This window comes from Rossellomorea vietnamensis, from assembly GCF_025398035.1.
GTDB lineage: Bacteria > Bacillota > Bacilli > Bacillales > Bacillaceae_B > Rossellomorea > Rossellomorea vietnamensis_B.
In genome coordinates this window covers 3,855,823-3,872,330 of record NZ_CP104558.1, presented here as the reverse complement: position 1 = coordinate 3,872,330, position 16,508 = coordinate 3,855,823, and the positions used below count along the sequence as shown (strand labels likewise).

The following is a 16,508-nucleotide window of genomic DNA, read 5'->3' as shown; positions in this document are numbered from 1 at the left end:
CCCATAATGTTGGACACTTAAATTTCTAAGCAGCTAATTCAGTACTTACTCGATAAGCTACCGGACTTTTTCGTTTTAACCTTGATTTGATTCTCAGGTGATTGTAGTAATACATGTATTCTTTCAGTTCTTCTTTAAAGTGCTCGATACTATCAAATTCCTTTAAGTAAAGGAACTCAGACTTCATTATCCCAAAAAAGTTCTCCATGACCGAGTTGTCGTAACAGTTTCCTTTACGAGACATACTTTGGGTGATGTTATGTTTTTTCAGTGTCCTTCGGTACTGAGCCATTTGATAATGCCACCCTTGATCTGAATGGATTAAGAGCTCATCGCCTTCATTTACATGTTTTAATCCTTTTTCTAACATCTTCTCGACCAAGTCAAATGTCGGCCTTGATTGGAGCGTATAGGTAATGATCTCTCCGTTAAATAGGTCTAGAATGGGGGACAGATAGAGCTTTTGACCGAACAGTTTGAACTCCGTTACGTCTGTCACCCATTTTTGATTAGGTTTATCGGCTCTAAAATTACGATTTAGGATGTTGGGAGCTACTTTTCCAACTTTCCCTTTGTAGGATTTATATTTTTTCATTCGCACAATGCATTTAAGGCCCAATTCTCTCATGATTCGAAGGACTTTCTTTTTATTTATATCGTGTCCTTTTGCTTGAAGAACGTCCGTAATGCGACGGTACCCAAGGCGTCCTAAGTGTTTATGGTAGATGAAATTGATCCTTCTTTTCCATTTGCGATCAGGATCTGGTTGGTCTAATTTTTTTGTGATGTGATAGTAAGTACTTTTAGGCAGCTTAGCTACTTTTATCATTTTAGTCACCGGGAATTCGTTCCTTAGTTCAAATACTACTTTCGCTTTGATTTCGTTGGTGATGGTTCTTCCTGAACTAAGGCTTTTAGCTTTTTTAAATACGCATTTTCCATACGAAGGTATTCCAGTTCTTTTTTCATATCTTCCATCGTTTGGTTAGAAGAGTTATCTTTGATCTTCTTATCTTTATGATTAGATGTCATTGTAGAAGGCCTCATTTCTAATGATCCGAAGGCATCTTCTCCAGCTCTTTCCCACTTTTTGACCCACCTACGAACCATACAGGGGTCTGGGATATGAAAAATGGCTGATGCCTCTCGAATGGAGCAATTCTTCTCCGTAATAAATTGAATTACCCTCAGTTTAAAGGCGGAAGGATAGTTTGTATAGGGAAAGGTAAAGGCTTGGTCCCCGTGGTGACGAACTAACATCACCCAATAGCGCAGAACAGATTGATCAACCCCCACTTGATTGGCAAGATCTCGATAACTAACGAGTTCATTAAGATAACGTTTAGCAGCTTTCAATTTAGATTCTTGAGTAAACTTGGCCATACGTGCTGGCACCTCCTATTGTTGGTTGGGGTGTCCAACAATAGGGGTGCAACTCAGCTTCGCCCTGTGGGGTCTCAACTTTCCCGCTATTCCCGTCGGAGTCGAGCACCTTCCGCTTCAATCAACTTACTGAGCATGTGTTTTCTATAATTAACAACATATAATATCTATTCCCATAAGGTCGAGTAACCTTTCAAGATCATCACATTCTAATTCAGCGTTACATATCAGATTCTGAAAAATTCATTCAAAATCAAAAAAAACAGGAAGAACCACTGTCGGCTCATCCTGTTGATTTGATATTGTTTATTGACAATCTTTTACTACCTGGTTCTTTCCATTATTTTTGGCCAGGTAGAGTGCTTCGTCGGCTTTTTTGACTAGTTCTTTGACGGATTTGGGGCAGTGGTCGTCGTCTGCTTTCCAGATGGATAGTCCGCATGATAGGGTGACGGATGGATCGGTTTTCAATGGGATGTCTTTGATGATACGCTCTGCGATTTCCATTCCTTCTTTACGACCTAAGGAAGGCAGGTAGACGGCCAGTTCTTCCCCTCCCCATCTTGCGACGAATCCGTGGTGGCTGACGATGCCCTTGATGAGATTCGACACTTCTATGATGACTTCATCGCCGATTTGATGACCGTAGTTATCGTTGATGGATTTGAAGTCATCGATATCGATCAGGAGAAGGGTCCCCAGTTCATCCTTATTCATGGAGGATTCCATTTCATCATCCAAATAATTCCGTGCGAACAGTTTGGTCATGTGATCGGTGATGACCATATGCTCCAATTTTTCACGGAGGGTGGCATTGGTAATGGCCAGGGTGGAATGATGGATGAACGACTGCAGCAGCTTGTACATATCAAACGAAAACATATACGGTTCTTTATGGAGCACCACACAGAACCCGATCAGGGCTTCATTTTGAACCATAGGGGCAGCCATGATCGACGGAAAGGCGCCCGCCCCTTCAAAACGATCGCCGACATCCCCTAAAAAGATGGAGTCCCTCTCCTCTTCGATACGCTTCTTAACGTATGAAATAAAACTCCTGCCGATCTCTTCAAAAAAGACAGGGGAACTTTCGTCCAAAATGGTATATTCCCCTTTTTGAAGGAGGACGAACCCAATGGCCGATGCCTGAAAAGAACGCTTGATCTGTTTCTTTAAAAATTGGACCGTTTCAGATAAACGTAAATTCAAGTTTAATTGATGGGACGTTTCATTGATGAGCTGAAGATCGGTGATGAGCCTCTTTGACTGTTCATAGAGCTTGGCGTTCTCCAGGGCACTCCCGGCTGTATAGGCTAGTAGGCGGATGAACTCGATCTTCTGATCCGTAAAATCAAGGGAAGCGGATTCCACCTCAAGGACCCCGTAGATCCCCTGTTTCCCTTTTAGAGGGGCATAGAGAATATCTTCTTCGCCGGACTCAATGGTTCCGTTCACAAATGCCTGCATGGCCGATTCATTGGCACGCTCAAAATCGAAACTCTTAATGGGCAGTTCACCGAAGTCATGCCGGTCATTGGACAATAACAAACGGAACTCATCAATCGGAAATACCTGTTTCAACGTCTCGATGACCTGTACAAGGAGAGTATGAACGTCCCTCGTTGAATGGAAGATCTCTGTCACTTTGAATAATTCCCTATATCTTCTCTCGTCTTCTAGGACAGTCTGGATGCCGCCTGTATGCTGTAAAAACTGATTGCTTGCCTTCCAAAAGGAATGAAGCCAGCTTTCATCGGCCCACCTTTTCGAATCCTCCTTCTTCACTTGGAGGATCGCCAAAGGACTTCCATCACTCTTCGTAAAGTGAAACTTAATGGAAGAAAGGTCTTCTTTTTCTATTAAGATCGGCCTGAGAATATACTCCTCTGTCGCTTCAGCAAGTGTGAGGGGAACACCACCATTATGATGGGGTTGATATAGGAAATAGGCAGAATCGGTATAAAAATATAAAAATGCCTGATCGATTTCCAGGCAATCCTTTACAACCGTCAGCCACTTTTGCAATTGAACGGAATGATCTGCCCCTACTGACATTTCTTCATAGATTAAATCGAATAGCTTTGACTTGTATTCATGCAAAGCATGTTGGATAACGTACATTTTTCTCACCCACACCTGAAAGGTTTGTGAAACGAATTACATCACCGGCTCCTGGCCAGCACCATATCCTTTTGAAAGACAACGAGCCATACTGAATCGTCTTCTGATAAGGAATGGATTTCTTTCGGTTCCCCGCTTTTGTCTGTAAGATTCAGTCGGACATCACGAGAGCTCCGGGAAATGTTGATATATCCGGTGTCTTCCTGAATATGAAAGGGATGCCGGCTTGAAGTAACGGAAGACGGATCGCCATCCCGCTCCTGTAAAACCTCTAACGATTCGGAAAACAGGATCCATTTCCCCTCTTCCATTTGGACCCAGACCCCATTATGTTCCTTTGTAGTACGAAGCATTTTCACTGGATTGTGTAACGACACACTATGTAATACCTTAAAGTAATATTGGTTTTTTTGATCAATTTCATATATGACAAGGACCGGCTGCTCTTCTACCACTTTTGCCACTGCAATGACCGGGTTACGACCTTCGTCTCCCCTGGACAATACTTCAGCATGGATGGAGGGTTCGATCTCCTCGACTTTCCCCGATGAGGAGGAATAAAGGAAACCTCCCAATACGACCAGCAGACAGATACCGATCAATAGATATCGAAGAAATTTCTCTCTCTTTGATTCCTGCAAATCTGCTCACCTATTTAACATAATTTTCAACTTTTATTATATCACAACAAATGACTTATGAACTATTTTGTTTGTGCAATCCAGATCGCTCTTTTCAGGAATCTATAAAATACTTCCTTGACTTCTAATCTCTCGCATCATATAATATTCTTTGTGTAAAATAATGCAGCTTCAGTGAAGTCCTTTATGCTCGTATTTTGTTCCTCTTTTGTTGAGGTGTATCTTGTAACCCTCTGCTGCTAGGGCGAAGGTACATGAAAACAAAATGCACATAATTGTTTATTCACAGGTGTTTTTATTTTACAACAAAATAAAAACAATAAAGGAGGAGTCTCTCATGGCTCGATATACTGGCCCAAGCTGGAAATTATCTCGTCGTCTTGGAATCTCTCTAAGCGGTACGGGTAAAGAATTAGAAAAGCGTCCTTACGCTCCAGGACAACACGGTCCTAACCAACGTAAAAAAATCTCTGAATACGGTTTACAACTTCAAGAGAAGCAAAAACTTCGTCACATGTACGGAGTAACTGAGCGTCAATTCCGTAACCTATTTGACCAAGCTGGCAAATTACAAGGTAAACACGGTGAAAACTTCATGGCGCTACTTGAGTGCCGCCTGGATAACGTTGTTTATCGTTTAGGTCTTGCTCGTACTCGCCGTCAAGCACGTCAACTTGTTAACCACGGTCACGTTACAGTGAACGGATCTCGCGTAGACATCCCTTCATTCCGCGTACTTCCTGGTCAAACAATCTCAGTTCGTGAAAAATCACGTAACCTTGACATCATCAAAGAAGCGATGGAAGTGAACAGCTTTGTTCCTGAATTCCTAACTTTCGATGCTGACAAATTAGAAGGTACATTCACACGCGTTCCTGAACGTTCTGAATTACCAGCTGAAATTAACGAAGCTCTTATCGTTGAGTTCTACTCTCGTTAATCTTTGTACGAAGACACTGTCCACTATGTGGGCAGTGTTTTTTTGTGTATGTAAAAAAGCACGGCACCCGCTCCAAAATAAGAGAAACGGATACCGCACTGATAGATTGTATTTTCTATTATACGTACTGAACTCTGAAATATTTCTTCTTTCCGCGTCGGATGATGGTAAATTGTCCTTCGATCTTATCCCCTTCGCCCATTACATGCTGAAGATCCGTGATACGCTCACCGTTGATGTAGATGGCACCGTTTCCGACATCTTCACGTGCCTGACGCTTGGATGGCGAGATTTTCGCATTGACGAGGAGATCGATCAATCCGATTTCTTCTCCTTTTGCCTGTTCGAAAGAAGGAACATCTTTGAAGCCTTCCAGTATTTCAGAAGCTGATAATGACTTGATGTCACCACTGAATAGCGCTTGAGTGATACGGATCGCCTGATCAAGGGCTTCTTCTCCGTGAATCAGCTTCGTCATTTCTTCCGCAAGCGTCTTTTGTGCTTTGCGAAGATGAGGTTCTGTTTCAACGGATTGAGCCAATGCATCTATTTCTTCATGAGAAAGGAAGGTGAAGTACTTCAAGTATTTCACGACATCGGCGTCAGCCGCGTTGATCCAGAACTGGTAGAACTCATATGGAGACGTCTTCTTCGGATCGAGCCATACCGCCCCGCTTTCCGTTTTCCCGAATTTTGTTCCGTCCGCTTTCGTGACAAGTGGAATCGTGAAACCGAATGCCTTCGTTTCTTCCTCATGTGTACGTCTGATCAATTCAAGGCCGGTCGTGATATTCCCCCACTGATCACTTCCACCGATCTGCAGCTTGCAGTTGTAGTTGTCGTACAGATGATTGAAGTCCATCGCCTGCAGGATCGTATACGTAAATTCAGTGAATGAAATACCTGATTCCAGACGGGAAGAGATCGTATCTTTCGCCAGCATGTAATTCACACCCACATGCTTACCGAAATCACGAAGGAATGTGACAACGTCCATTGCTCCGATCCAGTCATAGTTATTCACCATCACTGCCCCATTTTCCCCTTCGAAATCAAAAATGCTCTGGAGCTGTCCTTTAATGCTCGCTACATTTCCCTGAATCGCTTCAACTGTCTGCAGTTTACGCTCTTCGTTTTTACCACTCGGGTCACCGATCAACCCTGTTGCCCCTCCAACCAGTACAAGTGGACGATGCCCTTGATTCTGGAAACGACGAAGTGTCAGGAATGGAAGCAGATGCCCGATATGCATGCTGTCCGCTGTCGGATCGATCCCGCAGTAAATCGAAATGCTTTCTTTATTCAATAAGTCCTTCAAACCTTCAGCATCTGTTTGCTGGTACGTGATCCCACGCCATTCCAAGTCTTTTAATAAATCCATCTCTCTTCCTCCTTTAAATTCAACGTGCAAACAACAAAAAAGTCCCTGCATATATGCAGGGACGCTGTCGCGCGGTACCACCCAAATTAAGGAATAACATCCTTCACTCATAGAGATAACGGCTCTCACCGTTTGCCGCTACTAAGGTTCACGGCAAAAGCTCCAGGATGTAATTCATCGGCCTTTTGTGTCAGTTCACAGCAACCACTGACTCTCTTCGTAACAGGGAAGGCAGACTACTTATTCCTCTCAATGCATGTATTATTTGTACAGTAATCCGATTGATGTCGGATGATCATTACAATCACTATATTAGGTTTTTACCATATTCCAAAATAATAGTCAACTAAACGCATGATAAAAGACCATTTTATTTGACTTTTTACGACAGCCTTCCTGTAATTATGCTATAATGGGAATGTTCTGGGGGGAATGATATATGAAGGAAAAATGGAACATATTACGTGAAAAATTAGACCCTGCAACCAGGTTCTTTTCAAATACTAGACTACAAAAACGAGCAAGAATTACATACGGTGTATTCTGGAACCTGTCTTTGATCCTGATCGTCCTCTTTGTATTGGGATTCGCATTTGCAGGAGGAGTCGGAGCGGGTTATTTCGCTTCACTCGTCAAGGAAGAACCAATCCGTCCTTATGACCAAATGAAAAAGGACATCTACAACTACGAAGAAACCTCTCGACTTTACTTCTCGGACGATGTCTATCTCGGGAAACTCCGGACCGACCTGGAACGGGAAGAAGTGAAGCTTGAAGATATTTCGAAAGATCTGCAGCATGCCGTCATTGCCACGGAAGATGAGTACTTCAACGAACATAACGGTGTCGTGCCTAAAGCGATCATGCGCGCCGTCCTACAGGAATTCACGAATTCAGCCACCCAATCGGGCGGGAGTACACTCACTCAACAGCTGATCAAAAATCAGATCCTCACGAATGAAGTTTCATTTGAAAGAAAAGCGAAAGAAATCCTTCTCGCTCTTCGCCTGGAAAGATTTTTTGATAAAGATGAAATACTGGAAGCGTATCTGAATGTAGCGACTCTTGGACGGAACTCATCCGGCCAAAACATCGCGGGCGTCCAATCGGCTGCCAAAGGGATCTTCGGAGTGGACGCAAAGGATTTGTCCCTGCCGCAGTCAGCCTTCATCGCAGGACTTCCACAGGCTCCCTTCTCTTACACGCCATTCAAGAATAATGGGGAGATCAAAGAGAATCTCGAAGCCGGGATGAGCCGGAAAAACACGGTCCTCTACCGGATGCACCGGGAAGGATACATCACGAAAAAGCAATATGACGATGCCGTTGCCTATGACATCTCAAAGGATTTCGTAAAACCAAAGCCATCACCTCGGGAGCAATATCCATGGCTCACTGCTGAACTTGAAAGCAGGGCAGTGGAAATCATGAAAAATGTGCTTGCCAAGGAAGATGGATATTCCGAACAGGATCTCGAAAACAATGATGAACTTGAAGACAAGTACCAGACGCTTGCTGACCGCAATGTTCGTCAAAGCGGGTATGAAATCCATTCAACCATCAACAAGAAGATTTATGATCAAATGCAAAAAACAAAGGATGCGTATGAGATGTACGGTCCGACTAAAACCAGAACGTTAAAAGACGCTGACACAGGGAAAGATGTAGAAATCGAAGAACCGGTTCAGGTCGGCGCCGTGATGATCGAGAACAAAACGGGCCGCATCATCAGCTTCATTGGCGGCCGTGATTTTAAATTGGAACAAATCAACCATGCCACTCAATCACACAGATCAAACGGCTCAACCATGAAGCCTTTGCTCGCTTACGGACCAGCACTCGAATACGGGTACATCTCACCGGGATCACCGATTCCTGATGTGGGCGTCAACATCAATGGCTGGAAACCGGAAAACTATTCGTTCAGGGAGCGCGGACTCTTCCCTGCAAGATTCGCACTGGCAGAATCATTGAATCTACCAGCGGTCAGAACGTATGCGAATATTTACAACCGGAATCCATTTAAAGAGTTTCTGTTGAAGATGGGCTTTGAATCCCTTTCAAGCAGATATGACAATAACCTGTCCCTTACTCTGGGGGCAACGACGACGGGTGTCACGGTAGAAGAAAACGTAAATGCCTACACCACCTTTGCCAATGGGGGAAAATTCATCGATGCCTTCATGATTGACAAGATCGTCGACAAAGATGGCAATGTCGTCTTTGAACACAAGACAGAACCTGTGGATGTCTTCAGTCCGCAAACCGCTTATTTAGCGATCGATATGATGAGGGATACCCTGGATCATAACCTAGGTACCGGGCGCTACGCGAAGACCTTCCTGAACTTTGATTCAGACTGGGCCGGGAAATCCGGAACGAGTCAGGAATACAAAGATCACTGGTTTGTAGCAACGAATCCTAGTATTACATTTGGGACCTGGTTCGGCTACGACACACCTTCGTCACTGAACACTCCTGGATCCCGTGCCCGGTACGGACATTACGGACTGCGTAACATCCGCTTATGGTCGTATCTGTTGAATGACGTCAGGGACCTGGCTCCCGATCTGATTGATCCTGATGCATCGTTCCAACAACCGGAAGGGGTCGTCAGAAGATCCTTCTGTTCCATCTCGGGACTGCTTCCATCCGAAGCATGCAGCCAGGCGGGACTCGTTAAAAGTGATTTATTCAATGCAAAATACGTTCCTACCAAAACGGATGACAGCTTACTTATGAGTCGTTACGTCATGGTGAACGGAAAGAAATACCTGGCATTGCCGAATACGCCGGCAGAATTTTCACAGCCGGGTGTCATCCTGAACCCTGACTTTGTAAAAAATATCTTCGGTGCAGTGCCTGGAGACCCTGACAAACTGATCCCGGATGGAGACGAACGATTTAAAAATGTCCTCATCGCGGAGAACAAGATTTCTGATGACGGGGCAGCTCCCGGAACCGTCAATGCAAGCGGAAACGGGAACAAAATCACGTGGACACCATCCGCAAGCGGCGATGTCGTCGGATACCGGGTATACCGGACATCCGGCGGAAAAGTCGGAAGCGTCAAGTCCGGATCCAGTTTAGCAGTATCTGTTGGAAACGGTGATTTCTACGTGGTTGCCGTCGATGTAGCCGGTAAAGAATCTGCCCGTTCCAACACGGTCCAGATCGGACAACCGGCACCAAAACCGGATCCCAAACCTGAAAAACCAGGTACAGATCCGAAACCACCTGGTGACAAACCAGCCGATCCACCTCCTAAACCCGATAAACCGGACAAGCCGGAGCCACCACCTCCTGCAGATGATGGCGGCGGAGATGGCGGCGGAGATGGCGGCGGAGATGGCGGCGGAGACGGCGGTGGTGACGGTGGTGGTGACGGTGGCGGAACCGAACCACCTACAGAACCGGATCCACCACCCGCGCAGAACTGATGATTGATTGAAAAGAGGGAAACGTCGTTGTGACGTTTCCCTCTTTTTTTGCATTGTAATCACGTATTAGCTGTGCTTACATGGCTTATGTTGCCTTCATTCACATAGTAGGGGGAATGTGCATTTTTGTAAGAGGTCTTATCCTTAATTTAGGAACCAGTTAAAGTGAAAATAAGCGGAAATTTTCCGGTTAAGACTGCATAATAGAGCTTTTGTTCGGGATATAAGCGGAATTATTCCGCTTAAGCAAAGGAAAATTAACCATTTTTATCGTTTTCGAGTAAATAGTCGGAATTTTTCCGTCTATTTAAGGTATTTTCCGTTCTATTTGAGAAATAAGCGTAATTTCTCCGCTTATTGAGTCAAGTCCTTTATATTGTGTAAATTCCATACTTGTCTTTCTTAACTGTAAATTGAATATAGGTATTCCATTCAACATTTTTTTGCGAAACTTCCATAATTAATTTATTCATAGCCAGGGCAGGCTGTCAAAGGCTCCTCACTTTGACAGCCTGCCCTGGCTATGACACCATTCGAATGGGAAGTTTCATTCAAAAATGCTTAGGGCTTTTAAAAGAATTTTCTTTTTGAATAATTGGTCTCTTGGTAATGAAATAATACTGCCCCAACCAACCGAAAAGCTGACTGCGTATTAGGGAAAATCCGTATGACCTTTTCTCTTCTTCGAACCTCTTGGTTTAAGCGTTCCAAACTGTTTGTACTACGAATGTGTGGTCGAATTTCCTCTGGGTGCTCCATGTACTGTATGGTATCTTCAAAGCCTTCATCTAAGATGGCCAACGCTTTTTCATATTTTTTATTCTCGCTAAACTGACTCATCAGTTCTTCTTTAAAGTTCCTCATATCTTCGATTTTGACGGCTTCAAATACCCGCTTAATCATCGTTCTAATTTCTTTGGAATCTTTCTTAGGGAGTTGGTTAATAATATTTCGTTTGAAATGTACATTACACCTCTGCCAACTGGTTCCAATAAATTCACGGAGAACGGCTTTTTGTAGGCCCTTATGGGCATCTGAAATCACAAGCTTAGGTGACTGTAAACCGCGCGATTTCAGCTGTTGAAAGAACCTACTCCAACTTTCGTAGCTCTCGACATGATCGACCATTAATCCTAAAATCTCACGATTATTTTTCTCAGTAAGAGCTGTCGCAATGTAGACGGCTTTTGAAACGACACGATGGTGTTCGCGAACTTTTATATACATGGCATCTACAAATATAAATGGAAAATAAGTTCCGTTCAGAGGTCTCTTAGCCCAATCATTAATGATAGGATCTAATTTTTGAGTCAGGGAAGAAACGAATGATTTTGAAACTGTTTCACCACAAAGCTGTTCCACAATATGAGTAACCTTACGGGTAGAAACACCATTGATCACCATTTCAAGCATCGAAAGAACAAAAGCTTGATCACAACGTGAGTACTTTTCAAATATGGAAGGAGAAAAATCTCCATTACGGGTGCGTGGTACCTTCAATTTGATCTTCCCAACACTCATCGTGAAATCACGCTCATAGTATCCGTTACGATAATCTAAACGATCAGTAGATCGTTCGTAGGAAGCTGCTTGTAGGTACTGGTCTCTCTCCCTTTCCATGTATTCATTTAATACAAGGACGATGGCTGAGCGAACCACCGTTTCGATGTTAGAATTTATTACTGCTTCTTTTAAAGAATCCAAATCTAGGTTAAACTGTAATTGAGTCATCTTTATTCCTCTTCTCATTGTTTATCGTCGTTGAAAACAGTGTTGACAAGAAGGAATAAAATGACTCTTTCTTTTTACACAATTATATGGACTTAATCGCTTATTGACCATACCGGCATTAGCCTCCATTATTGATCACGGACAAAAGAAATTCGAAAAAAGCCTTAGAGAAATTTGTATCTCTAAGGCTTTTTTCTATGTGTTTTTTCACCAGGCTGCAATCTCTCCTCACAAATAAACCCCCACTCACAAAGAGCGGGGGTCCTTCCAACACATCTATCAATCTTCCATCGTACTCAAATCACCTGTCGGCAAGTCTAACTCCCATGCCTTCAATACGCGGCGCATGATTTTTCCGCTACGCGTCTTCGGAAGCTTGTCGCGGAATTCGATTTCCCTCGGTGCCGCGTGGGCTGCGAGTCCTTTTTTAACGAACTGGCGAATCTCTTCCTTCAACTCGTCCGTCACTTCGTATCCGTCACGAAGGGCGATGAATGCTTTGATGACTTCACCGCGGACCGGATCGGGCTTCCCAATGACACCTGCTTCAGCGACAGCCGGATGTTCAACAAGCTTGCTTTCCACCTCGAAAGGACCTACCCTTTCTCCGGACGTCATGATGACATCGTCGATCCGGCCCTGGAACCAGAAGTATCCGTCTTCATCCATATAAGCGGAATCCCCTGATACATACCAGTCTCCAGGCATGAAGTAAGATTCATACTTCTGTGGGTTGTTCCAGATTTGATTCATCATGGATGGCCAGCCTTTTTTGATGGCCAGGTTCCCCATCCGGTATGGTGGTACTTCATTTCCTTGATCATCGACGATCGCAGCTTGGATACCAGGAAATGGTTTTCCCATGGAACCCGGTTTGATCTCCATGCTTGGATAGTTACAGATCAGCTGACCGCCTGTTTCCGTCATCCACCACGTATCATGGATGCGCAGGTTGAATACCTTCATTCCCCAGCGGACAACCTCGGGATTCAACGGTTCCCCAACGCTCAGGATATGACGTAGGGAGCTCAGGTCGAACTGCTTCACGACTTCATCCCCTGCACCCATCAGCATTCTGAAAGCAGTCGGTGCACTGTACCAGACCGTCACACCATAGTCTTCAATTGTTTTATACCAGTTCTCCGGCTTGAAACGTCCCCCGACAATGACATTGGAGGCGCCAGTCAGCCAAGGGCCGAAGATTCCATAAGAAGTACCTGTCACCCAGCCTGGATCCGCTGTGCACCAATACACATCTTCTTCCTGGAGATCCAATACCCACTTAGATGTTTGGTAATGCTGGATCATGGCGTTATGGACGTGAAGCACCCCTTTAGGTTTTCCAGTGGAACCTGACGTATAGTGAAGAATCAGACCATCGTTCCGGTCCACCCATTCCACTTGGAGCTTATCGCTTGCTTCAGCAAATTTAGCCATAAAGTCCACATGAACATCATCTTCCTCCACATCTTCCCCAACAAGGAATACATGCTTCAGATTCGGCAGCTCACTTACAGGAACCCTCTTCAACAGCTCAGGCGTGGTGATCAATACCTTCGCTTCACTGTCTTCCAGGCGATCCCGCACGGCACCTTCCATAAAGGCTTCAAACAATGGTCCGACGATGGCACCCAGTTTGATCGCACCCAATACGGAAAAATATAGTTCAGGAGATCTTGGCATGAAGATGAACACGCGGTCACCCTTTTCCACATCCCCGAAACGCTTTAATACATTTCCTGCTTTGTTCGACATCTTCTTCATATCAGAGTACGTATATTTTTCATCACGTTCTGCATCTCGGTAATAAAGAGCGACCTTATTCTTCCTGAAAGACACTGCATGCCGGTCAATTGCTTCGTGAGCAAGATTGACGCGACCTGTTTCCGCCCATGAAAATTCCTTCTCGACCTCTTTCCAATCGAATGAATCATACGTATTTTCATAGTTTTCAAGATTATAGTTTCCCTTTGTCACTGGTAGCGCTTCCACTTTCATATACCGTATCCCCCTTATGTAAGAAATTACAATCTTATTATAGTATAAAACGAATATTTTCTCAATTTTTTAAAAAATCTGCCATGGAGTATATCCACTGGATTCTGATTCAATAACCCCTCTAAACCTTGTCATTAATAGGTATTTCAGAATAACAATCCGAATCTAAACGTCTGAATTTTTTGTGAAAGCGCTCTCTCGTTTTTAATTTCATGTATAATGGAAGGGAGGAATATCTTTAGGTGGTGTCCAGATGAAATTGAAAAAAACCTATAATGCAACAGAGTTAAAGACAACTAAAGGAAATATCATTATTGAAGGTCCGATTTCGGCAGAGGAGTTATCACGCCTTGATTTCCATGAGGACCTGGTCGCTTTCAGACCCCCGGCCCAGCAGCACAAAGCCCTTGTCGAGATCGCCGGTTTACCGGAAGGGCGCATCTTGATTGCCAGGGACAATCATACAATCGTCGGGTACGTTACATATTTATACCCTGATCCCCTCGAACGGTGGTCACAGGGGAAGATGAAGAACCTGATCGAACTTGGGGCCATCGAGGTCATCCCAAAATTCCGCGGGGCGGCCGTCGGGAAGAATCTATTGAAAGTATCCATGATGGATGATCATATGGAAGATTATATCGTCATTACGACAGAATACTATTGGCACTGGGACCTTAAAGGGACGGGCCTTAATGTATGGGAATACCGGAAAGTGATGGAGAAAATGATGAACGCCGGCGGATTGGAATACTACGCAACGGATGATCCTGAAATCAGTTCCCATCCGGCCAACTGCTTAATGGCAAGAATCGGCAAACGGGTGGATGCAGATTCCATCCAGCAATTTGACCAGCTTCGATTTATGAATCGTTTTATGTATTGACGTGACTGTTTCTAAAAGGGGTGGAGAGCGTGATTGTAGAAGAGATAATGAAAACGAAAATCGAAACATTGAAAGCCGCCGATACGATCGAATCGGCCATCAATTTAATGAGGGAAAAGAAAATCAAACATATCCCGATCACGAATGACGAGATGGAAGTCGTCGGCATCGTAAGTGACCGGGACGTGAAGGATGGTACACCTTCCATCTTCCATGATGGATCCGTTACGTCCGAGCTGCAGAAGCCTCTTAAATACATCATGAAGACCGACGTGATCACGGGGCATCCACTGGATTTCGTGGAAGAAGTCGCTGCCCTCTTTTATGAGCATCATATCAGCTGCCTTCCCATACTGAAGGAAAAGAAACTAGTCGGGATCATTACGGAAACCGATCTGCTGTATACCCTCATTCAATTGACCGGTGCCCATCAGCCCGGATCCCAGATTGAAGTGAAGGTCCCTCATAAAGCAGGCATCCTCTATGAAGTGGCCGGCATCATCAGACGGCATAATTCCAATATCCAAAGTGTCCTTGTCTATCCGGATAAAAAAGACGAAGCCTTTAAAATCCTTGTATTCCGGGTTCGGACGATGAACCCGATGAACGTGATCAGTGATCTTAAGAAAGAAGGATATGACGTGTTATGGCCAAACATGCCGGGAATCTCATCATGACAAAGGATGCTGTCTTCATTTATTCAGATGAACTGCTGGGGTACCGGTTCTCTGATGAGCATCCCTTCAATCAGACCCGGATCACCCTGACGATGGACCTCTTAAAGGAAGTGAAGGCTCTTCAACCGGATGACATCGTCCCTCCGCGGATGGCTACTGATGAAGAGTTGTTCCTTAATCATGATCCCAACTATGTAAACGCTGTCAGACAAGCGAGTAATGGCCAGCTTTCTCAAGATCAGGCAGAAGGGTTCGGGATCGGTACAGAAGATACCCCTATGTTTCAAGGTATGCATGAAGCTAGTGCGTATTTAGTGGGCGGCACGCTGACGGCCGTCGACTGCGTCATGACCGGTAAGGCGAAGCATGCCCTGCACCTCGGGGGCGGATTACATCACGGGTTCAAGGGGAAGGCTTCCGGATTCTGCATTTATAATGACAGTTCCGTGGCGATCCGTTATTTGCAGGAAAAATACGGTGCAAGGGTATTGTACGTCGATACCGATGCCCATCATGGGGATGGGGTCCAGTGGTCATTTTACGATGATCCCGATGTTTGCACCCTGTCGATTCACGAAACAGGCCGGTATCTCTTCCCGGGAACGGGCAATATCAATGAGCGTGGTCACGGAAAAGGATATGGATATTCATTCAATATCCCCCTTGACGCCTTCACGGAGGATGAATCGTGGCTCGAGGCCTATGAGACGTCCTTCAGGGAAGTCATTGAATTCTTCAAACCGGACGTGATCCTCACCCAAAACGGGGCGGATGCCCATTACTATGATCCACTCACCCATCTTTCGGCAACCATGAACATCTACCGGGAAATTCCCCGCATCGCCCATGAGCTTGCCCACGAGTATTGCGATGGGAAATGGATTGCCGTCGGCGGCGGCGGCTATGATATTTGGAGGGTCGTCCCCCGTGCCTGGAGCATGATCTGGATGGAAATGACGGGGCAGATGGACCTCGCTTCCTCTTTCCCATCTAAATGGGTCGAACGCTGGAAAGGAAAAGCTGGCGTCACCTTACCGACAGAATGGACTGATGCACCCGATATCTATAAGCCGATACCACGAAAAGGGGAAATCACGGAAAAGAATAAACAAACCGTTGAAAAAGCCCTTTATTCCATTCGGCAGCAGCTGAAACACAAGCCATCGATGTAATGCAAGACTAACAAGTGTACAGTAGAGATGATAGAATGATAGAATAAGTGCCGAGCCCCGAAACATATGCCGGGGTTTGGCGCTTTTCTGATTAAATCTTTCTATCAATTTGTTTACATAGCTTTCTTGTAAAGGAAAA

At 44.7% G+C, this 16,508-nt stretch carries 11 protein-coding genes and 1 other annotated feature; of the genes, 5 read left to right on the top strand and 6 right to left on the bottom strand.

What is annotated here, in order from left to right; translation table 11 throughout:
- Positions 1-25: 25 nt before the first annotated feature.
- The 3 genes from N5C46_RS19800 to N5C46_RS19790 form a co-directional block, all read right to left on the bottom strand.
- A protein-coding gene (locus N5C46_RS19800) for an IS3 family transposase (RefSeq protein ID WP_261749909.1) occupies positions 26-1,383 on the bottom strand; the annotation gives its coding sequence in 2 pieces (ribosomal slippage) (positions 26-912 and positions 912-1,383; 1,359 coding nt in all).
- A 306-nt stretch (positions 1,384-1,689) separates the two neighbouring features.
- Positions 1,690-3,504: a sensor domain-containing diguanylate cyclase gene (locus N5C46_RS19795; RefSeq protein WP_261749908.1), complete on the bottom strand. Its 1,815-nt coding sequence runs from the start codon at positions 3,502-3,504 to the stop codon at positions 1,690-1,692.
- Between the two features lie 41 nt (positions 3,505-3,545).
- A complete protein-coding gene (locus tag N5C46_RS19790) occupies positions 3,546-4,145 on the bottom strand; it encodes a hypothetical protein (protein ID WP_261749907.1) in 600 nt (199 codons plus the stop codon).
- Positions 4,146-4,482: 337 nt separating this feature from the next.
- On the opposite strand from N5C46_RS19790, the gene rpsD reads away from it, so the two are divergent.
- Positions 4,483-5,085: a 30S ribosomal protein S4 gene (rpsD, locus tag N5C46_RS19785; RefSeq protein WP_034765742.1), complete on the top strand. Its 603-nt coding sequence runs from the start codon at positions 4,483-4,485 to the stop codon at positions 5,083-5,085.
- Positions 5,086-5,203: 118 nt separating this feature from the next.
- On the opposite strand, the gene tyrS is transcribed toward rpsD, so the two are convergent.
- Positions 5,204-6,466, bottom strand: a complete 1,263-nt coding sequence (gene tyrS, locus N5C46_RS19780; protein WP_261749906.1) for a tyrosine--tRNA ligase — start codon at positions 6,464-6,466, stop codon at positions 5,204-5,206.
- A 54-nt stretch (positions 6,467-6,520) separates the two neighbouring features.
- Positions 6,521-6,728, bottom strand: a binding site (T-box leader).
- Between the two features lie 177 nt (positions 6,729-6,905).
- Here tyrS and N5C46_RS19775 point away from each other — a divergent pair.
- Entirely contained in the window at positions 6,906-9,905 is a 3,000-nt protein-coding gene (locus N5C46_RS19775; RefSeq protein ID WP_261749905.1) for a transglycosylase domain-containing protein, read from the top strand.
- A 570-nt stretch (positions 9,906-10,475) separates the two neighbouring features.
- Here the strand turns inward: N5C46_RS19775 and N5C46_RS19770 are convergent.
- Together N5C46_RS19770 and acsA are read right to left on the bottom strand one after the other, a co-directional pair.
- Positions 10,476-11,636, bottom strand: coding sequence for an IS256 family transposase (locus N5C46_RS19770; protein ID WP_261749904.1), 1,161 nt, complete (start codon positions 11,634-11,636; stop codon positions 10,476-10,478).
- A 279-nt stretch (positions 11,637-11,915) separates the two neighbouring features.
- Positions 11,916-13,634, bottom strand: a complete 1,719-nt coding sequence (gene acsA, locus N5C46_RS19765) for an acetate--CoA ligase (protein WP_261749903.1) — start codon at positions 13,632-13,634, stop codon at positions 11,916-11,918.
- 253 nt (positions 13,635-13,887) lie between these two features.
- Here acsA and N5C46_RS19760 point away from each other — a divergent pair, with 253 nt between their 5' ends.
- The 3 genes from N5C46_RS19760 to N5C46_RS19750 are packed head-to-tail and all read left to right on the top strand — an operon-like array spanning position 13,888 to position 16,369.
- The gene (locus tag N5C46_RS19760) at positions 13,888-14,520 is read left to right on the top strand and encodes a GNAT family N-acetyltransferase (protein WP_261749902.1); all 633 of its coding nucleotides are present in this window, start codon (positions 13,888-13,890) and stop codon (positions 14,518-14,520) included.
- Between the two features lie 29 nt (positions 14,521-14,549).
- Positions 14,550-15,197, top strand: a complete 648-nt coding sequence (locus N5C46_RS19755; protein ID WP_224522170.1) for an acetoin utilization AcuB family protein — start codon at positions 14,550-14,552, stop codon at positions 15,195-15,197.
- Positions 15,194-16,369: an acetoin utilization protein AcuC gene (locus tag N5C46_RS19750; protein WP_261752386.1), complete on the top strand. Its 1,176-nt coding sequence runs from the start codon at positions 15,194-15,196 to the stop codon at positions 16,367-16,369. Before N5C46_RS19755 ends, N5C46_RS19750 begins: the two co-directional genes overlap by 4 nt.
- Positions 16,370-16,508: the final 139 nt, after the last annotated feature.

Coding starts and splice junctions, on each gene's coding strand:
- N5C46_RS19760 (WP_261749902.1), top strand. CDS start 13,888: ATGAAATTGAAAAAAACCTATAATGCAACAGAGTTAAAGACAACTAAA.
- N5C46_RS19775 (WP_261749905.1), top strand. CDS start 6,906: ATGAAGGAAAAATGGAACATATTACGTGAAAAATTAGACCCTGCAACC.
- N5C46_RS19795 (WP_261749908.1), bottom strand. CDS start 3,504: ATGTACGTTATCCAACATGCTTTGCATGAATACAAGTCAAAGCTATTC.
- N5C46_RS19750 (WP_261752386.1), top strand. CDS start 15,194: ATGACAAAGGATGCTGTCTTCATTTATTCAGATGAACTGCTGGGGTAC.
- rpsD (WP_034765742.1), top strand. CDS start 4,483: ATGGCTCGATATACTGGCCCAAGCTGGAAATTATCTCGTCGTCTTGGA.
- tyrS (WP_261749906.1), bottom strand. CDS start 6,466: ATGGATTTATTAAAAGACTTGGAATGGCGTGGGATCACGTACCAGCAA.
- acsA (WP_261749903.1), bottom strand. CDS start 13,634: ATGAAAGTGGAAGCGCTACCAGTGACAAAGGGAAACTATAATCTTGAA.
- N5C46_RS19770 (WP_261749904.1), bottom strand. CDS start 11,636: ATGACTCAATTACAGTTTAACCTAGATTTGGATTCTTTAAAAGAAGCA.